This is a genomic window from Flavobacterium sp. PS2 (assembly GCF_046250155.1).
Classification (GTDB): domain Bacteria; phylum Bacteroidota; class Bacteroidia; order Flavobacteriales; family Flavobacteriaceae; genus Flavobacterium.
In genome coordinates, this window is the sequence record NZ_CP176426.1 from 2,766,601 (window position 1) to 2,783,285 (window position 16,685).

Sequence of the window (16,685 nt, forward strand, 5' to 3'; positions counted from 1 at the left end):
TGATAAATTTGATAACAATAGTAATTATAGAGATAGTAGAGTTTTGTAAAACACTTTTTTTATAAAATAGTACTCAAACTAACCAAACCAAATTATAATTAAAAAATTAAGATAATGATACTTAACTGGATAAAAATATTTATTTACCATTTAAAACAAAACAAACTGTTTTCGTTTTTAAATGTCTTAGGATTAAGCATAGGAATTGCAGGAGTTATTTTTGCGATTTTATATTGGAACAATGAGAACTCTTATGATCAGTGGAATCCCGAAAAAGAGAATGTGTATCAGGTTCTTAATAAAATAGGTGCAACAGGAGATATCTGGGCTTCGAGTTCTATTCCTTTTGCAAAGACATGTAAAGCTACAATTCCTGAAATAGAATCTATCTGTTATATTGATAGTTGGTATTATGATGATGTGATTAAGTCTGACGGTCAAAAATGGGTGGGTAAAAAAATATTAGTTGCTGAAGGTGATTTTTTTGAATCCTTTCCATTTCCAATTGTTAAAGGAGCTAAAAAAGATATTCTGAAAGAGAAAAATAGTGCGGCCATATCTGAAGATGAGGCTAAAAAGATTTTTAAAAATGAAGATCCTATTGGTAAAACCATTACAAATGATGATAAATCGTATATCATTAAAGCGGTTTATAAAGTTATCAAGCCATCGTCTATTGAGCCTAATTATGTTTTTGGTGGACTTTTAAAGGAAAATGATGAGGGTAGTTGGGGGAACTTTAATTATGGATTGTTTGTAAAACTAAAAAAAGGAGCAGACGCAGCAAGTGTTTTAAAGAAAATGCAAAATGTGAATTTTGTAAATAGAACGCTGAAAGATGCTAAAGGAAGTGGGCAAACTGTTGAAGAGTACATTAAAGAAAATGGAGAAACGGAAGTTATCTTAGATCAGTTAAAATTAGGAAGACTTCATGGTACAAAATCCACCGCAGGAAGTAGTTATCCTGAAGGAAAAGGAAATTTACAGTTGTTGTACATTATGGTAGGATTATCTATTCTTATTCTTGCTTTGTCTTTGGTAAACTACATTAATCTGGCAACAGCATCGGCAATTAAGAGAGCTAAAGAAGTTGGTGTGCGTAAGATTGTAGGTGCCAATAAATCGCAAATTGTGTCTCAGTTTATATTAGAAACAGCAATAATTGTTGTTCTGGCTATTCTTTTTGCATTGGCAATCGTAGAGCTTTCTTTGCCTTTTTATAATGAGTTTTTAGATAAAAACTTAACTATGAATGGGACTGAGTTTTACCTACAAATCATTATTATTTTTGTTATTGTAATTGTTCTTGCCGGAATATTTCCTGCAGTTTATATCGCTAATTTCGAAACGCTGAAGGTTTTAAAGGGGAATTTTTCGAGAAGTAAAAGCGGAATCTGGATACGAAATTCGATGTTGATTTTTCAGTTTACCATTGCGGCATTTTTTATTATTGGTGCGCTGATTGTGTATTCTCAAGTGAATTACATGATGAATAAAGACTTAGGTTTTAGCGGAGATCAGGTTCTTAAGATTTCTTTTAATCATAAAAATCGTGAAAAAAGATTAGAAAAGTATTTTACAACAAAACAAGAATTACTAAAAATAGAAGGCGTTCAGAACGTTTCGACTTTTGCAGGTTCTTTTGGTAACGGGACTAATTCTAGTTCAGGCTTTACACACAAAGGAGTTTTTGTACAGCCTCGTAATGTTGATATGGATTTTGGTTTTCTTGAAATGATGAAAATTAAAATTGTTCAAGGGCGTGATTTATCGCCTAAATATGCATCGGATACGGTAAGTAACTGGTTGATAAATGAAACTTGTGCTAAGATGTTAAATCTTAAAAATCCGATAAATACAATAATCAGTTCAGGTTGGGGGAATGAAAAAGGGAATATGAAATTTAAAATTGTAGGTGTAGTAAAAGATTTTCATATTACAGGATTACAAAACAAGGTTCCGCCAATGATTTTTATTAGTATTAAAACATTGAAATGGAATAATTTTAATAACGTGTTTGTAAAGGTAAACCCGAAAGATCTTGCCACAACTATTCCGAAGTTAGAAGCATATTGGAAAAAGAACATCAATGCTGATTTTCCTTTTTCTTATGAATTTGTAGATAAAAGTTTTGCAAAAACATATAGAGAACAGGTAAAACAGAAGAATTTGTTTTTTGTACTTAATATTGTTGTGATTGTAATTGCTATTTTTGGATTGTTTGCATTAGCATCATTTTCGATGGAAAGAAGATTAAAAGAAATTGCTATTAGAAAAACACTTGGTGCAGAAACAGACGCTTTACTTAAAGAATTGTCGAAACAATATGTTGGATTTTGTTTGCTAGGCTTTGTAATCGGAATTTTTCCAGCTTATATTTTGCTTAACAAATGGCTGGAGAATTTTGCCTTTAGGATAGATGTACCAGTCTTGCCATTTATTGTTGCATTGTTTGTGTTACTTTTCTTAACTTTGGTAATTGTTTTGGCAAAAGCATATCAAGTAACAAAAATCGATATTCTTAAATATCTTAAATACGAATAATTAATCTGAGCAATTAATTAAAATTGAGTTTTGGTTCCAGACCCGACAAGCGATTAGCTAGTCGGGTCTTTTTTATATAGAACCTTTTTTTTTATTGCTCAGCGATAGCATCTGAATAAAGTAATTTATCTAGTTTTTGATCTCTGTCATATACATCTGGATAAAAACCAATCTCTCCATCTTCGTTTACCCAAGCAGTAAAATAGCCAATATAGATTGGGATTTTGGTTTTTAATTTACAAGGCGTTTCTTTTTCACCACTCATTGCTTTATCTATTTTATCAACTGGCCAGTCAGGATCGTCTTTTAAAATTGCAAGTGCCAGCCCTTTAGCTTCTTTTACGTTTATACAGCCGTGACTAAAAGTACGTTTTTCAAATTCAAACAAACTTTTGGCTGGAGTATCGTGCAAATAGATATCATTGGGGTTTGGAAACATAAACTTAACTAATCCTAGAGAGTTTTGAGGTCCGGGTTTTTGTCTTACGTTGCCTCCGTTCCATTCCATATTATGATCAGCCAAATAGTTTTTATCTCTGGCTATTTCAGATTTTAATTCGTTTTTAATGATGCTCTGCGGAACATACCAGTATGGGCTAAATACAATTCTGTCCATATTACCACTAAAAATTACTGTTTCGGTCATACGTGTTCCCACAAAAACATCTGATACTAATTCGTATTTACCATTTTTAACATAAACTAACTTGAAAGATGGGATATTCACCATTATGTATTCACTCGCCTGCACTAAATCTGTAGGGATCCATCGACAACGTTCCATGTTTAGCATTATGGTTTTGATTCTTTTAGCAATAGGCTCATTCATTTGATTGATGTGCTCTAGAGTCAATGCATAATTTAATTTAAGACCATATCTTTTTTTATACTTTAAAACGGCGTCCATCATCTCTTGATCATAGACTTCTCTATTAGAATTTTGTGCTAAATCTCCAACTACAAATAAACGCTCTCTAATTTGTTTTATAACAGTACCACTATCAAGCGGTCTTATATCTTTGAAATTGGCGCTATCGATATCTATTTTTGTCCATAAATTGTTTTTTTCGATTGTTCGGTATTTTTTTAAAACCGCCTTAAGCTTGTAATATTGTGCAAATAAAAGGTTCTCGTCTTTATTTAATCGGCCGGGATCAACCATTAGAGAATCTAGTATTTTTGTGTACGAAACACTTTTGGCAGGTAAGAACCAACCAATCTTTTTTAAAGTTGCAGGGTCAACACCAGAATAGACATTGCTTGCATAAAAGACATACATATTAGATAATAAAAGTTCTGTGTCTATCTGAGGTAGTTTATTGGATACATTTTCATTAAAAACATCATTTACCAAGTCCATATAAGGCATCGTAGCTTTGATGCCATCACGGTCATTTAATAATTGTACTTTATGATACAATAAGAATCCAAATTCGGTAATGTTCTTGTCATCATACCAAATTGAATTATATTCTTTCTTTTTGTAAAGATCTAAAACGTCACTTTGGTATTTTTTTAATTTTGGATATTTCTTGTAAAACTCATTAATTAACTCAGGGGCAATAGAGGTTTTGGATACAAAAATGTTCTCTAAAGCGATTGTTTTGTTTTTTGCATCGATTTCTTTAGATGAAGATTTAAAAGAAACCAATAAAAAACTAATAACAATGATTACAGATGATAAAGTAAAATTCCGCATATTTTTAGATTTAGATTTAAAAATAGAATTCGATTCAAAAACATATAAAAAATATTTATAATTTTCTTAAAACCAAGTTTTTAAGTTCTATTTGCGTAGTAGGAAGTATAAGTTTTAGGTACTCAAATATAGTTAGTATTATTGATACTTATGGTGTATTATCCTAAAAAAACATCTCAAAACTCGTATATTTTAATTGAAAAAGTATTTTAAGATTGTAATCGGGACAAAAATATTGTTTGTGTTTTTGTGTCTAAAAAGCGAATGTTAATAGTTAGAATCATTTTGAGTAATCTCAATATCAATAAATACAATTTAAAAGAGTTTGAATCTTAACTTAATCAGTTATCTTTGTAATCTAAAATCGGTTTAAATTAATATAGTTTTTGAAGCGATTATTGTCAATAGAAAATAGTAAAGTTAAAATGAAATTAGACAGAAAAGAAATCCTTAAAGCTTTAGAAACGATTACTATAGCTGGTGAAGGTAAGAATATGGTTGAAAGTGGAGCAGTAGCAAACGTTATTACTTTTGGTGATGAAGTTGTTGTAGATTTAGTTTTACATACTCCTGCAATGCACATAAAAAAACGTGCTGAAGACGATATTAAAAAAACAATACTTGAGTTAGTTTCTCCTGAAGCTAAAATTAAAGTAAACATTAAAGTTGAAACTCCGGAGAAAAACGAAATTAAAGGTCGTGCAATTCCAGGAATTAAAAATATTATTGCTGTAGCTTCTGGAAAAGGAGGAGTTGGTAAATCGACTGTTACAGCAAACTTAGCTGTTACATTAGCTAAAATGGGTTTTGCAGTTGGAGTTTTAGATGCCGATATTTATGGGCCATCTATGCCAATTATGTTTGATGTAGAAGCAGAAAAACCTGTTTCGATATTAGTTGACGGAAAGTCAAAAATGAAACCTATTGAAAGTTATGAAGTTAAAATACTTTCTATAGGATTTTTTACAGCGCCAAGTCAGGCAGTAATCTGGAGAGGACCAATGGCTTCTAAAGCTTTGAATCAAATGATTTTTGATGCTGATTGGGGAGAATTAGATTTCATGTTAATTGATTTACCTCCAGGAACAGGAGATATTCATCTTTCAATCATGCAGTCACTTCCTATAACTGGAGCAGTTGTAGTAAGTACTCCACAGGCAGTAGCTTTGGCTGATGCTAAAAAAGGAGTTTCGATGTTTATGCAAGATAACATCAATGTACCAGTTTTAGGAATTATAGAAAATATGGCGTACTTTACACCTGAAGAATTGCCTGATAATAAATATTATATCTTTGGAAAAGAAGGTGCTAAGAACTTAGCCGAAGATTTAGGAGTTCCGTTTTTAGGAGAAGTTCCAATTGTACAGTCTATTCGTGAAGCAGGAGATTATGGTCGTCCGGCAGCTTTACAAACAGCATCGGCAATCGAAACTGTTTTTGAAGAAATCACTAGAAACGTAGTACAGGAAGTAGTAAGTCGTAACGAAAGTTTGCCTGCTACCGAAGCAATAAAAATTACAACAATGGCAGGATGTTCTGCAGTAAAGAAAAAATAAATTAGATAATTGAGATAATGATTCAAATTAGATAATTAGGAAATTAGATAATTAGATAATTGTAGTTTGTGTAAAAACGAAGCATTTATGCTTCAATCTGTACAGTCTTTAATTATCTAATTATCTAATTGACACATTCTCTAATCGACACATTCTCTAATTGAATATAAAAATTATGACAACAGAAGAATTAACAAGCAATGTTTTAAAAGCGCTAGATGAAATCAGACCGTTTCTGAATTCAGACGGAGGTGATATAACATTAGTTTCTATAGAAGATGATAAACACGTTAAGGTTCGCCTTGAAGGAGCGTGTACAAGTTGTAGTGTAAATCAAATGACACTTAAAGCAGGAGTTGAAACTACAATTAAAAAGTTTGCACCGCAGATCGAAACTGTGGTAAACATTATGTAATTATAGCGATTTGCTATGGTGAAAAATATTTGTTTTTTGTGAATTAAACAAAATTATTACTAATGCTAATTAAAATTTTTTAGTATTTGTTTAGATAATTTGGATGCTGAATGTTGTATTGTTAAAAATGCGCTTGTTTTGTTTTTGAATTTAAATTTATTAATAAGAAAATAGTGTTAAAATTAGCAAATATTCAGAAAAATAACTTAATAAAGTAATTTTGACAAAAAAAAGTGTTAAGAATTAGGGGTTTTGCAATGGTATTTAATATAAATTTAACTTAAATTTGCCATATAACCTCAAACCTTACATTTATGAATAATTTTTACAAGCTAATTGTTTTGTTGCTTTTTACTTCTGTCACCTATGGTCAGCAGGCTACAGATAATCTATATGTTGATAAAGCATGGGTGAATGAATTCGAAGAATGGTCAGATTTTAAATTTACAGGTCAGATTATTATTTCACCGACACCTGAAGAGGGAAGTCTGAGAATTGCAAATTATGATTTTTTGTATGATTTTTCAGAAGGAAGAGCCAAATTCTCAAACAGACAAAGTTACGCAACAGCTGAGTTTTCCCATCCAAGAAAAATTAAAACCACTACAGATAAGCAAGGTATTGTGAATTCAACTTATGAAGGAACATTAATCTTTCAGAATGGGAATGATTATTATTCAGTTATTGCAGTAGTTACTATATTAGATAAAGGAAATATTATAGGCTTAAAAATGCACTTAAAGGATAATTTAAAAGAATATGCATTTAGTTTTAAACCTAGCAATTAGTATTTTGTAAAAGATAATGTATTTTTGCTATCTGAAAATGCGTTAATAATCAAAATTCCGATAAGTTAAAAATGGATGTATTAATAAAGATTAAAGATAGAGAGGGAGTTGTTCATGAACTACAAGCTCCAACTGATATGGCAATGAATGTAATGGAGTTGTGTAAAGCTTATGAGCTTCCTGTAGAAGGAACTTGTGGCGGAATGGCAATGTGTGCTTCTTGTCAGTGTTACGTGCTAAATGATGTTGAGTTACCAGAAATGGGAGACGAAGAAGAAGCAATGCTTTCGGAGGCGTTTTATGTTAAGTCTAATAGTCGTTTAGGATGTCAGATTCCTATCACAGAAGGTTTAGAAGGTTTAGAACTGGAATTAGCTCCAGAATATTAATATAAAGTATAAAGCGAGAAATTTTTCTCGCTTTTTTTTATTCTTGAAACTTCACTTTTGGTAAAATTCGCTGTACAAACAAAGAATATGCTGATTCTGATGGATGTAATCCGTCTTGTGCAACCAAACTCGGATTCGATAATCCTTGTCGTGTGATGTCGGTTATTGTAATAAATTCGATATTATTTGCTTTGCAATAGTTTTCTGCAAAAGCATTGTATTTATCTATTTCTGATGAAATTGTTTTACTATTGTATACAGCCGATTGACCAAAAGGAGTATAGGCATAGTCTGGTATGGAAACTACAATAACATTTGATTTTTTTCCTTTTGCTAAAGAAATTGCATTGTTTACCAATTGCGGGAATTCATTTTCGTATAAGGAGAAAGGTGCATTCTGAAATTGATTATTGACTCCTATTAGCAATGTCACTAAGTCATAATTAGAATCTGGATTTTCGGCTTTTATCGCTGACAATAGGTTAGATGTTGTCCAGCCTGTTTTTGCGATGATTTTTAGCGAAAATGAGGTTGCAGGATAGGTGCTAGATAAGTTGCGTCTTAATTGCTCTGGAAAACGGCAAGTTTCGCATACGCTTTGTCCAATAGTGTAACTATCGCCAAGAGCTAGGTAGTTTATCGTTTTTGCAGTAAGAGGAGGGGTAATTGTAACTGGGGGAACAATAGTTTTAGTTGGTACATTTGTTTCATTTTCCGAACTACAACTAATCGTAGAAATTGCGAATAAAAATGTAAGTATTATTTTGAATTTACTTTTCATAATATATAATTAAGGCATTAGTAATCTCCCTAATAATACTTACGTTAATAATAGAATATTGGTTTTTATACCATTTCTATTTTTATGCTGATTTCTTCTTCGATAGCATCCCATAATCCAATTCTTTTTTCTAAAGCCAGAATGGAAATTTCTTGAACATCAGACCATTTTTGTGCGTCGTCTTCGCATAAATCGGTAATCATTTTCATTGCCATAGGACCATGCTCATCTGCATCTAGTTCGATATGACGTTCAAAATAATATATCAGTTTTCTTAAATCTGTATCAGGTAAGTTTTCTTGAAAATTTTTCAATATCGCAGTAAACATATTCGGAATCAAATCTTCTCTTCCAAAAGTAAAAGCTGCTGCAATTTCATGTGGTTTTCCTTCTTCGATTACTCTAAAAGTAAAATCCAGAAAAGCTTTAATGTTTGGGTGTAATTGGCTTTGTTTTATTGCAACAAAAATGTTTTGTAAAGAGTTTACTTCGTTTAAAAAACCTTGAATGTTTTTTGTGCTTGCTCCACAATCTTCCATTGCCTCAAGATACATTTCGTAATGACTTTGGCGACGACCATCAATACTTAAATCCGTTTCTTCGGCTAGTACAATTTCGTTAATTAAATATCTAGTCTCTGGGTTTTTACTAGCAAACCACGGTGTAGTTGTACAGGTAAGTTTTGCTTGTAAAGCTTTTAGTAAAGACATAAAATCCCAAACGGCGTAAACATGGCTTTCCAGGAAGCAATGCAAATCATCGATGTTTTGGATTTTTTTATATAGGGGGTGTTGTAATAAAAGGTCTTTCTGAGGTTGAATGCTATTGTTTATAGTTTCAATATTCATGGTGGTATTTTTTTTGCAAATATAAAAAAGCTTCTTGGTAACAAGAAGCTTTTAAATCGTTTTTATAAATATTTTAATAGATGATTTCTATTTAAAAGCTGGAATTCCAGTAATATCCATTCCTGTAATTAATAAATGAATATCGTGAGTTCCTTCATAAGTGATTACACTTTCAAGGTTCATCATGTGGCGCATGATAGAGTATTCACCAGTAATTCCCATTCCGCCTAATATTTGTCTGGCTTCACGAGCAATGTTGATTGCCATATCGACATTGTTTCTTTTTGCCATCGAAATTTGAGCAGTTGTTGCTCTTCCTTCGTTTCTTAAAACTCCTAAACGCCAGGTTAATAATTGTGCTTTGGTGATTTCGGTAATCATTTCGGCCAATTTTTTTTGTTGTAATTGAGTTCCTGCAATAGGTTTGTCAAACTGAATTCTCTCTTTTGCATATCTTAAAGCTGTATCGTAACAATCCATTGCAGCGCCAATTGCACCCCAAGCGATTCCGTAACGAGCAGAATCTAAACAACCAAGTGGTGCTCCTAATCCAGATTTGTTAGGTAATAAATTTTCTTTAGGAATTTTTACATTATCAAAAATCAATTCTCCTGTAGATGATGCACGAAGCGACCATTTATTATGAGTTTCTGGAGTTGTAAAGCCTTCCATACCGCGCTCTACGATTAAACCGTGTATTCTTCCTTCTTCGTTTTTTGCCCAAACTACTGCAATGTCAGCAAATGGTGCATTCGAAATCCACATTTTTGCTCCATTCAATAAGTAATGATCTCCCATGTCTTTAAAGTTGGTAATCATACTACCTGGGTCAGAACCATGATTTGGTTCAGTTAAACCAAAACATCCAATAAACTCACCAGTAGCAAGCTTAGGTAAATATTTCATTCTTTGTTCTTCATTTCCGTATTTCCATATTGGGTACATTACTAATGAAGATTGAACAGATGATGTAGAGCGAACTCCTGAATCTCCACGTTCGATTTCTTGCATGATTAAACCGTAAGAAATTTGATCTAATCCAGCTCCGCCGTATTCAACAGGTATATAAGGGCCAAAACCACCTATTTCTCCTAAGCCTTTTATGATTTGTTTTGGGAATTCTGCTTTTTGAGCATACTCTTCAATAATAGGAGAAACTTCTCTTTTTACCCATGCTCGGGCAGAATCTCTAACGAGTTTGTGCTCGTCGCTTAATAAGTCGTCTAGGTTATAATAATCTGGTGCTTGAAATAGGTCTGGTTTCATAATTTATGTTTTTTTTCTAGAACAAATTTACACAATATAGATATAACAAAACAAAAGTAAATTGTTATAATTTTTATTGATTTAAAAATAATAATCAGAATTAAATTGTGATAATGTTAAGATTTCTATTGCAAATTATTGTTTGCTTATTGGTATTAATGAACTAAATTTGGGATAATTCAAAACTATATCGTTAATGAAATTTGTTAAATGCCTCCTATTTTTTTTTATTGCAAGTACTGTTTTCTCTCAGAAAAATTCGCAATTAAGCGATAAAGAGTATGTTCTATTACAAGATAAAATAAGAGTGTGTACAAATTCTAATGTAGATAGCGCTTTTATTTTTGTAAACAAAATGGAGCAATCGAGAGATTATTTGCATAAAACGTTTGCTTGTGGTGCAAAAGCATATTTATATCAGCTTAAAGATGATAGTATTAAAGCAAAAATGTTTTATGATCAGGCTTTTAGTTTTTTAGAGAAAGTAAAAAATTCAAAAGAAAAAAGAATACTACATGCTGATCTGTTAAATTATGGTGGACTTATCGATTGGAGAAAAAATAATCTAACTGCAGCTTTCGATAAATTCGAAAAAGGATTAACCATTGTTAAGAAGGAGAATGACCAGATTAGAATGGTGAAATTCTATATGAATATTTCTTTAATTAATATAGAAGTAGGTAATTATAAATCGGCAATTTTATCTCTGCAAGAGTCAAATAAAATAACGGATAGAATAAAATACTCGTTTTCTGAAGAGAAATTTACCAATTATAAGAGTAATATTAATTTTAATTTAGGACGAGCCTTTGAGAAAGCTTACGGGAAAAACTATTCTAATCCTAAACTTTTAGATTCTGCAAAACATTACTATACAAAAGCAATTTTATATTCTAATAATTATTTAAATACAAAACTAAATTCTAAAATGAGTTTAGGGAATATTTATTATATGAAGAATGATTTGGCTAATGCCGAAAAAATATATTATGATGTTTTGTTGTTTAGTGAAGAGAATAAATTGCTTCCCGAGTTATTTTCTGCTAGTTACAATTTGGGAAGTTTGTTCTTTAAAACAAAAGAATATGATAAGTCATTGTATTTTTTTAAAAAAGTAGATTCTATATATAATATTACCAAGGTTGATGATCTGTATTATATTAACTCTAATTATTATTTAGCCAAGATTTATACCATCAAAAATGAACCTCAAGAGGCATTAAAATATTCTGAAAAATACTTTGATAAGTTCGAGACAATTCAGTCAAAAATAGATAATGAAGCTTTAGAAGTTAATTTTCGATTGGGTAATGTGAATGTCAAAAAAGAGATGGAAGATCTTCAGTCTAAAAATCAGAATAAAATTAGATTTTGGAATTTGATGGTTTTTATTCTTGTTGGGCTGGTTGTGGTTTTGGTTGTTTTGTATGTAAAAAGCATTAAGAAAAAAAGAGAAACGGATAAGAAAGTGAATACTTTAATTGAAGAGTATAAACAAAGATTAGCTTTAAATAATGCAATTCCAGAAACAGTAAATGAAGAAGTGGTTGTAGTAGACAGTGTGCCTAAAATGGCTGTTAAAATGAATTTAGACTTAGAGAAGGAAGAAGAAATATTCGAAAAATTAAAGCAATTAGAAAAGAAGCATTACTATCTAAATTCAGATTTTACTCAACAATCTGTAGCTAAGAAAATTAAAACAAATACCAGTTATTTGTCATATGTTGTAAATAAAAGATTTGGTAAAACTTTTAGCGAATACTCTAATGAATTAAAGATTAATTACGTGATTAATGAATTAATAACGAATTCAAAATATCGTAAGTACTCAACTCAGGCGCTTGCCGAGAGTGTGGGTTTTAAAAATGCTGTTTCTTTTACAAAATCCTTTAGCAAAAGAACAGGAGTAACTCCAACTCAGTTTACTAAAAAATTAGAAACTACAGAATTCTGAGGGTAAAGCTGTAGTTTCTAATTTATTTCTCTACTAAGTCTGACCAGGTGGCCTCACAGTTCCTGGCGGGATAATATTTGCTATAATTTTAGGATCTGTATTAGGATCTATTATTGGTTCATCTCCTCCCATAATCATTTTGTAATGTTTTTTCGGGAGCTCATTTTTTTTAAAATCTTCGAGCGTTAACGAGGTCTTTTTCATAAGTTGTATTTGTTAGAATGCCAAAATTATAGAAAAGGAATACCGATAATTTGGATTGTGATTTTGAAATATATTTTTACTGGTTGTTTTTTTTAATTACCTGATAAATAACGCTTTGTGATATAAAAAAGAACTAAACTATTTATAAATTATATATTCATTTTTTTTAAAAATCCAAAAAATTAACTTTTTTTATGTGAAAGATTGTCAATATTTGTGATAATCCTTTCCATAATAATTAAGATTGTCCCTATGATTAAATTAGTTAACAAGTACCTTGACTTAAACAATTATTTAAATGCTAAAAAGGAGTTCGAAGAGTTATTCCTTTCTCATCCTAATTATCCAAGTCTATTTGCTATTACAGATTCATTGAATACATTATCAATAGAGAATATTGTAATAAAAGTCCCAAAAGAACAATTGGCTGAATTGCCTGAATCTTTCCTGGCAATTTATAATCAGGATTTAGTTTTGGTTCAAAAAACAGAATCTTCAATTACAATTGAGACTGAAAAAAGTAAGAAGGTTACTTTATCAGTTGATGATTTCTCCAAAGACTGGAGTGGGGTTGTACTTGCAATTGAGCCTAATGAAGCTCAGGAAGAAGAAGTTTTAAGTGAAAATCCAAAATGGCTTAAGTATGGTATTTTGTTTTTGGCGTTAATTGTCTTATCTAGTTTTTATAACGATTATAAGATATTCGATTATGCTTTTTTAGTCACCTCTTTATTGGGATTAATAGTAAGTGTTTTCATAATTCAGGAAAAGTTAGGTATAGATAACCAAATGGTGTCTAAGTTTTGTAATATCAATCCAAATACTTCATGCGAATCAGTTATTAAATCAGATAATGTAGATGTTAATAAGTGGTTTGGTTTTTCGGATTTACCATTAATTTTCTTCGTTACAGCAGTTCTTGCAATGTTAATAGGGCCAGCAAATTCTAATCTTGTAGGATTGCTTAGTCTGGCAGCTATACCAATCATTGTCTATTCTATTTGGGTTCAGAAATTCCAGATAAAAAAATGGTGTGTATTGTGTTTGGTTATTTCTTTTTTAATGATAGTTCAAGGAATAGGTTGGGCTTTTGAATCTGAATTAAAGTTAAGCATTACGTTGGCTAGCCTTTTTCAGTATTTATTCTCTTTGATTCTTATTTCTTCGTTATGGTTTACTATAAAACCAGTTATTGAGGATAAATTAAAAGCAGAAAGTTCTGTGAAGAACTTAACCAAGTTCAGAAGAAACTATACTCTTTTTGAATTCTTATCTAAAGATGTTACTGCACAAGAAGGGTTTGATAAATTGGCAGGATTGCATTTTGGAAATACTGCTGCTGCTGTCAAGCTTTCTATTATCATAAGCCCAAGTTGTGGACATTGTCATAAAGCATTTGAGGAAGCATTTGAGTTAGTTTGGAAATTTCCCGAAAAAATATCTTTGAATGTATTGTTCAATATCAATCCAGATAACAATCAAAACCCTTATAAAATTGTCGTAGAAAGAATGTTGATGATTAATGATACTAATCCTGAAAACATTGTAGAAGCAATATCTGACTGGCATATTAAAAAAATGACATTAGAAGTATGGCAGGAAAAATGGAAAGTTGATTCTATTTCTATGAAGGTTAATTTACAAATCCAGCAGCAATATGATTGGTGCTCACAAAACGGATTTAATTACACTCCAGTTAAAATTGTTAACAATAAGCTATACCCTACCGAGTACGAATTAAGCGAACTAAAATATTTTATTAATGATATTTTAGAAAGTAATGAAACGTTAGAGAGAGACTCTCTTGTCTATATGTAAAGCATTTATAAAATTCTTGCAAGAGTAGACATAAGCTTCAAGTGTCTTAAAATGATTGGAGTAATAACCAATTTAAAATTCCCCAATTATGTTAAAGAAAATTTTAAAGCTTGAAGGTGCTCAGGAATTAACAAGAAGCGAGCAAAAAACTATTGATGGAGGAATTAATATTGAATGTAGTCCTACTGGCGTATGTTCAGGTAGCACTAAATGTGTGTTCGATTGTAAGCCAGTAGGCGTGTGTAGACCGAATAGTTACGTTGAGAAGCTTTGCTAATATATTATTTGAGAATAGTAAGATTTTGTTGTCTTTAAATCTATAGACATAAGCTTCAAGTGTCTTAAAATGATTGGAGTAATAACCAAATTAAAATTTCCCAATTATGTTAAAGAAAATTTTAAAGCTAGAAGGTGCTCAGGAATTAACAAGAAGTGAGCAAAAAACTATCCAAGGTGGAAGAGCTTGTGATCAAGGTGGATGGTGTCCAACAGGAAGTAAATGTGTATCTGATTGTAGGTTTGATGAGATTTGTAGGCCAAACAGTTACATTGAGTGTTAGTTTACTAATAGCTCAATTTAAGATTAATAAAACCAAAAAACCATATTATGTTAAGTAAAATTTTAAAATTAGAAGGTGCTCAAGTGTTAACGCAAAAAGAGCAAAAAAGTATTAATGGTGGTGTTACCGAAGTTTGTGCTAAAGCATTGGCTGCTGGATACGCAATATTAAAAGGATCGGCTCCGTGCCCTCCACAATATCCTTTAGCCGGAGGTGGTTGTTGTTTTGCAGATTAAAACAAAACCGTAAACTCATTTAGGACTTTACCTAATTAATAAAATAAAAGTATATAAAAATCGAAGCTCAAGTTTAAAATCGATTTTTAGTATGAATAGACATAAGCTTCAAGTGTCTTAAAATGATTGAAGTATTAACAAATTCAAAAAACCGTATTATGTTAAAAAGCATTTTAAGCCTAAAAGGCGCAGAAGAGTTGACAAAAAAACAGCAAAAAGAAATTAAAGGATCTTGGATTCCACCTGAAGGTAGATTTTGCCCGAATGGAACATGTCAATATTATGAAGGTGGGCCTTGCAGAAAAGTATCTGATCAATGTATTTAATTCTGTTAAGTAATTAGACATAAAACTTCGAGTGTCTTAAAATGATTGAAGTATTAACAAAATTAAAAATCCCCCAATTATGTTAAAGAAAATTTTAAAACTTGAAGGTGCTCAGCAATTAACCAGAAGTGAGCAAAAAATCATTAAAGGCGGATTAGCCTGTGGTGTTGATGGATATTGTCCAGGTACTAGTAAATGCGTGACAGATTGTAGGTTTTCAGGTATGTGCAGACCATCTAGTTATGTAGAGTGTTAATGTGCTAATGGCTTAATAGGATTAAGAAGTAGAAATGCTCTAAAATATAGACACGAACTTCAAGTGTCTTAAAAATTTTGAAGTAGTAACAAAATCAAAAAAAACATATTATGTTAAAGAATATTTTAAAATTAGAAGGCGCTCAACAACTTACAGCAAAAGAACAAAAATCTATTAACGGTTCAGGGATAGTATGTAATGGTATTGATATCCTTATTTGTTGTCCAGATGGTATATGTGCATGTGCTCCAGCAGGAACGCCATGTATGTTAACTTAGATAATAGTTTGGACATAAAACTTCGAGTGTCTTAAAGTTATTGAGGTAGTAACAAATTCAAAAAAATATATCATGTTAAAGAATATTTTAAACTTGGAAGGTGCTCAAGAATTGTCTAAAAACGAACAAAAAGTTGTTAAAGGCGGATTGCGTTGTGGTGTTGATGGCTATTGCCCAGGTGACACAGTTTGTGTTGGTCGAGAAATTGACGGTGTTGGAGATTGTAAATTAATAAAAGGATAGTTTTATAAGTCTCCAGATAGGTTTCAGAGTAATAATTAAATTTTAAAAATATCAATTATGTTAAAAAACATTTTAAAATTAGAAGGTGCTCAAGAATTGACAAATAATGAGCAAAAAAGTATTAATGGAGGTATTACTGAAGAGTGTGCTAATGCTATCGCTAGTGGAGAAGCCATATTTAAAGGTGGTAAGCCATGTCCTGAATTGTATCCTATTTCTTCAGGAGGTTGTTGCTATCAATAATCTTTTTATTTATAGTTAGATAAGAAGAATATTCTGCTCAAGTTTTATAATACAATTTTATATAAAAGGACATAATCCTCAAGTGTCTTGAAATGATTGAGGTATTAACAAATTCAAAAAAACCAAATTATGTTAAAATCAATTTTAAAATTAGAAGGTGCTCAAAAATTAACTAATAACGAGCAAAAAAGTATTAATGGTGGTGCATGTGTTGTCCTTTGTTGTCCAGAGACAGGGTGTTCATGTGTTCCTAAAGGAACAGCTTGTATGCTATAGTTAAT

Annotated in this window: 19 protein-coding genes; 14 read left to right on the forward strand and 5 right to left on the reverse strand. The window is 31.1% G+C overall.

All coding sequences use genetic code 11. The features are described from left to right. Positions 1–114 precede the first annotated feature (114 nt). On the forward strand, positions 115–2,544 hold the full coding sequence (locus tag ACJ6WR_RS11900) for an ABC transporter permease (RefSeq protein WP_409415365.1): 2,430 nt from the start codon (positions 115–117) through the stop codon (positions 2,542–2,544). A gap of 91 nt (positions 2,545–2,635) precedes the next feature. Here ACJ6WR_RS11900 and ACJ6WR_RS11905 read toward each other — a convergent pair whose 3' ends face one another. Beyond that, the gene (locus tag ACJ6WR_RS11905) at positions 2,636–4,243 is read right to left on the reverse strand and encodes a murein L,D-transpeptidase (RefSeq protein WP_409415366.1); all 1,608 of its coding nucleotides are present in this window, start codon (positions 4,241–4,243) and stop codon (positions 2,636–2,638) included. A 425-nt stretch (positions 4,244–4,668) separates the two neighbouring features. Here ACJ6WR_RS11905 and ACJ6WR_RS11910 point away from each other — a divergent pair, with 425 nt between their 5' ends. The 4 genes from ACJ6WR_RS11910 to ACJ6WR_RS11925 all read left to right on the forward strand — a co-directional run bounded on the left by ACJ6WR_RS11910 (position 4,669) and on the right by ACJ6WR_RS11925 (position 7,391). Next, on the forward strand, positions 4,669–5,799 hold the full coding sequence (locus tag ACJ6WR_RS11910) for an Mrp/NBP35 family ATP-binding protein (RefSeq protein ID WP_039113774.1): 1,131 nt from the start codon (positions 4,669–4,671) through the stop codon (positions 5,797–5,799). Between the two features lie 175 nt (positions 5,800–5,974). Continuing rightward, a complete protein-coding gene (locus ACJ6WR_RS11915) occupies positions 5,975–6,214 on the forward strand; it encodes a NifU family protein (RefSeq protein ID WP_039113776.1) in 240 nt (79 codons plus the stop codon). Between the two features lie 314 nt (positions 6,215–6,528). Beyond that, positions 6,529–7,002 carry a hypothetical protein gene (locus ACJ6WR_RS11920; RefSeq protein ID WP_409415367.1) on the forward strand — a complete coding sequence of 158 codons (474 nt, stop codon included), beginning with the start codon at positions 6,529–6,531 and terminating at the stop codon, positions 7,000–7,002. 71 nt (positions 7,003–7,073) lie between these two features. Further along, entirely contained in the window at positions 7,074–7,391 is a 318-nt protein-coding gene (locus ACJ6WR_RS11925; protein WP_039116982.1) for a 2Fe-2S iron-sulfur cluster-binding protein, read from the forward strand. Between the two features lie 37 nt (positions 7,392–7,428). Here the strand turns inward: ACJ6WR_RS11925 and ACJ6WR_RS11930 are convergent, their stop codons facing one another. From ACJ6WR_RS11930 to ACJ6WR_RS11940, 3 genes are all read right to left on the reverse strand, one after another. Continuing rightward, the gene (locus tag ACJ6WR_RS11930) at positions 7,429–8,172 is read right to left on the reverse strand and encodes an SGNH/GDSL hydrolase family protein (RefSeq protein WP_409415368.1); all 744 of its coding nucleotides are present in this window, start codon (positions 8,170–8,172) and stop codon (positions 7,429–7,431) included. Positions 8,173–8,237: 65 nt separating this feature from the next. After that, positions 8,238–9,020, reverse strand: coding sequence for a DUF3050 domain-containing protein (locus ACJ6WR_RS11935; RefSeq protein ID WP_039113783.1), 783 nt, complete (start codon positions 9,018–9,020; stop codon positions 8,238–8,240). Between the two features lie 87 nt (positions 9,021–9,107). Continuing rightward, on the reverse strand, positions 9,108–10,286 hold the full coding sequence (locus ACJ6WR_RS11940; RefSeq protein WP_039113784.1) for an acyl-CoA dehydrogenase family protein: 1,179 nt from the start codon (positions 10,284–10,286) through the stop codon (positions 9,108–9,110). Positions 10,287–10,482: 196 nt separating this feature from the next. Here ACJ6WR_RS11940 and ACJ6WR_RS11945 point away from each other — a divergent pair, with 196 nt between their 5' ends. Beyond that, positions 10,483–12,240: a helix-turn-helix domain-containing protein gene (locus ACJ6WR_RS11945; protein ID WP_409415369.1), complete on the forward strand. Its 1,758-nt coding sequence runs from the start codon at positions 10,483–10,485 to the stop codon at positions 12,238–12,240. A gap of 33 nt (positions 12,241–12,273) precedes the next feature. On the opposite strand, the gene ACJ6WR_RS11950 is transcribed toward ACJ6WR_RS11945, so the two are convergent. Beyond that, positions 12,274–12,444, reverse strand: coding sequence for a hypothetical protein (locus ACJ6WR_RS11950; protein WP_165572099.1), 171 nt, complete (start codon positions 12,442–12,444; stop codon positions 12,274–12,276). A 252-nt stretch (positions 12,445–12,696) separates the two neighbouring features. Here ACJ6WR_RS11950 and ACJ6WR_RS11955 point away from each other — a divergent pair, with 252 nt between their 5' ends. From ACJ6WR_RS11955 to ACJ6WR_RS11990, 8 genes are all read left to right on the forward strand, one after another. Then, positions 12,697–14,262 carry a vitamin K epoxide reductase family protein gene (locus ACJ6WR_RS11955; protein ID WP_409415370.1) on the forward strand — a complete coding sequence of 522 codons (1,566 nt, stop codon included), beginning with the start codon at positions 12,697–12,699 and terminating at the stop codon, positions 14,260–14,262. A gap of 607 nt (positions 14,263–14,869) precedes the next feature. Further along, complete coding sequence (locus tag ACJ6WR_RS11960) at positions 14,870–15,058, forward strand: hypothetical protein (RefSeq protein ID WP_086895272.1); 189 nt, start codon at positions 14,870–14,872, stop codon at positions 15,056–15,058. Between the two features lie 122 nt (positions 15,059–15,180). Continuing rightward, a complete protein-coding gene (locus tag ACJ6WR_RS11965) occupies positions 15,181–15,384 on the forward strand; it encodes a hypothetical protein (RefSeq protein ID WP_035621991.1) in 204 nt (67 codons plus the stop codon). Between the two features lie 79 nt (positions 15,385–15,463). Next, positions 15,464–15,640, forward strand: a complete 177-nt coding sequence (locus tag ACJ6WR_RS11970) for a hypothetical protein (RefSeq protein ID WP_165572101.1) — start codon at positions 15,464–15,466, stop codon at positions 15,638–15,640. A 110-nt stretch (positions 15,641–15,750) separates the two neighbouring features. Further along, positions 15,751–15,918 (forward strand): hypothetical protein, encoded by a 168-nt coding sequence (locus ACJ6WR_RS11975; protein WP_165572102.1) that lies wholly within the window; start codon positions 15,751–15,753, stop codon positions 15,916–15,918. Between the two features lie 72 nt (positions 15,919–15,990). Continuing rightward, on the forward strand, positions 15,991–16,161 hold the full coding sequence (locus tag ACJ6WR_RS11980; RefSeq protein WP_409415371.1) for a hypothetical protein: 171 nt from the start codon (positions 15,991–15,993) through the stop codon (positions 16,159–16,161). A gap of 57 nt (positions 16,162–16,218) precedes the next feature. Beyond that, positions 16,219–16,404 carry a hypothetical protein gene (locus ACJ6WR_RS11985; protein WP_409415372.1) on the forward strand — a complete coding sequence of 62 codons (186 nt, stop codon included), beginning with the start codon at positions 16,219–16,221 and terminating at the stop codon, positions 16,402–16,404. Between the two features lie 129 nt (positions 16,405–16,533). Further along, complete coding sequence (locus tag ACJ6WR_RS11990; RefSeq protein ID WP_409415373.1) at positions 16,534–16,680, forward strand: hypothetical protein; 147 nt, start codon at positions 16,534–16,536, stop codon at positions 16,678–16,680. The last annotated feature ends 5 nt before the right edge of the window (positions 16,681–16,685 follow it).

Coding starts and splice junctions, on each gene's coding strand:
- ACJ6WR_RS11900 (WP_409415365.1), top strand. CDS start 115: ATGATACTTAACTGGATAAAAATATTTATTTACCATTTAAAACAAAAC.
- ACJ6WR_RS11905 (WP_409415366.1), bottom strand. CDS start 4,243: ATGCGGAATTTTACTTTATCATCTGTAATCATTGTTATTAGTTTTTTA.
- ACJ6WR_RS11910 (WP_039113774.1), top strand. CDS start 4,669: ATGAAATTAGACAGAAAAGAAATCCTTAAAGCTTTAGAAACGATTACT.
- ACJ6WR_RS11915 (WP_039113776.1), top strand. CDS start 5,975: ATGACAACAGAAGAATTAACAAGCAATGTTTTAAAAGCGCTAGATGAA.
- ACJ6WR_RS11920 (WP_409415367.1), top strand. CDS start 6,529: ATGAATAATTTTTACAAGCTAATTGTTTTGTTGCTTTTTACTTCTGTC.
- ACJ6WR_RS11925 (WP_039116982.1), top strand. CDS start 7,074: ATGGATGTATTAATAAAGATTAAAGATAGAGAGGGAGTTGTTCATGAA.
- ACJ6WR_RS11930 (WP_409415368.1), bottom strand. CDS start 8,172: ATGAAAAGTAAATTCAAAATAATACTTACATTTTTATTCGCAATTTCT.
- ACJ6WR_RS11935 (WP_039113783.1), bottom strand. CDS start 9,020: ATGAATATTGAAACTATAAACAATAGCATTCAACCTCAGAAAGACCTT.
- ACJ6WR_RS11940 (WP_039113784.1), bottom strand. CDS start 10,286: ATGAAACCAGACCTATTTCAAGCACCAGATTATTATAACCTAGACGAC.
- ACJ6WR_RS11945 (WP_409415369.1), top strand. CDS start 10,483: ATGAAATTTGTTAAATGCCTCCTATTTTTTTTTATTGCAAGTACTGTT.
- ACJ6WR_RS11950 (WP_165572099.1), bottom strand. CDS start 12,444: ATGAAAAAGACCTCGTTAACGCTCGAAGATTTTAAAAAAAATGAGCTC.
- ACJ6WR_RS11955 (WP_409415370.1), top strand. CDS start 12,697: ATGATTAAATTAGTTAACAAGTACCTTGACTTAAACAATTATTTAAAT.
- ACJ6WR_RS11960 (WP_086895272.1), top strand. CDS start 14,870: ATGTTAAGTAAAATTTTAAAATTAGAAGGTGCTCAAGTGTTAACGCAA.
- ACJ6WR_RS11965 (WP_035621991.1), top strand. CDS start 15,181: ATGATTGAAGTATTAACAAATTCAAAAAACCGTATTATGTTAAAAAGC.
- ACJ6WR_RS11970 (WP_165572101.1), top strand. CDS start 15,464: ATGTTAAAGAAAATTTTAAAACTTGAAGGTGCTCAGCAATTAACCAGA.
- ACJ6WR_RS11975 (WP_165572102.1), top strand. CDS start 15,751: ATGTTAAAGAATATTTTAAAATTAGAAGGCGCTCAACAACTTACAGCA.
- ACJ6WR_RS11980 (WP_409415371.1), top strand. CDS start 15,991: ATGTTAAAGAATATTTTAAACTTGGAAGGTGCTCAAGAATTGTCTAAA.
- ACJ6WR_RS11985 (WP_409415372.1), top strand. CDS start 16,219: ATGTTAAAAAACATTTTAAAATTAGAAGGTGCTCAAGAATTGACAAAT.
- ACJ6WR_RS11990 (WP_409415373.1), top strand. CDS start 16,534: ATGTTAAAATCAATTTTAAAATTAGAAGGTGCTCAAAAATTAACTAAT.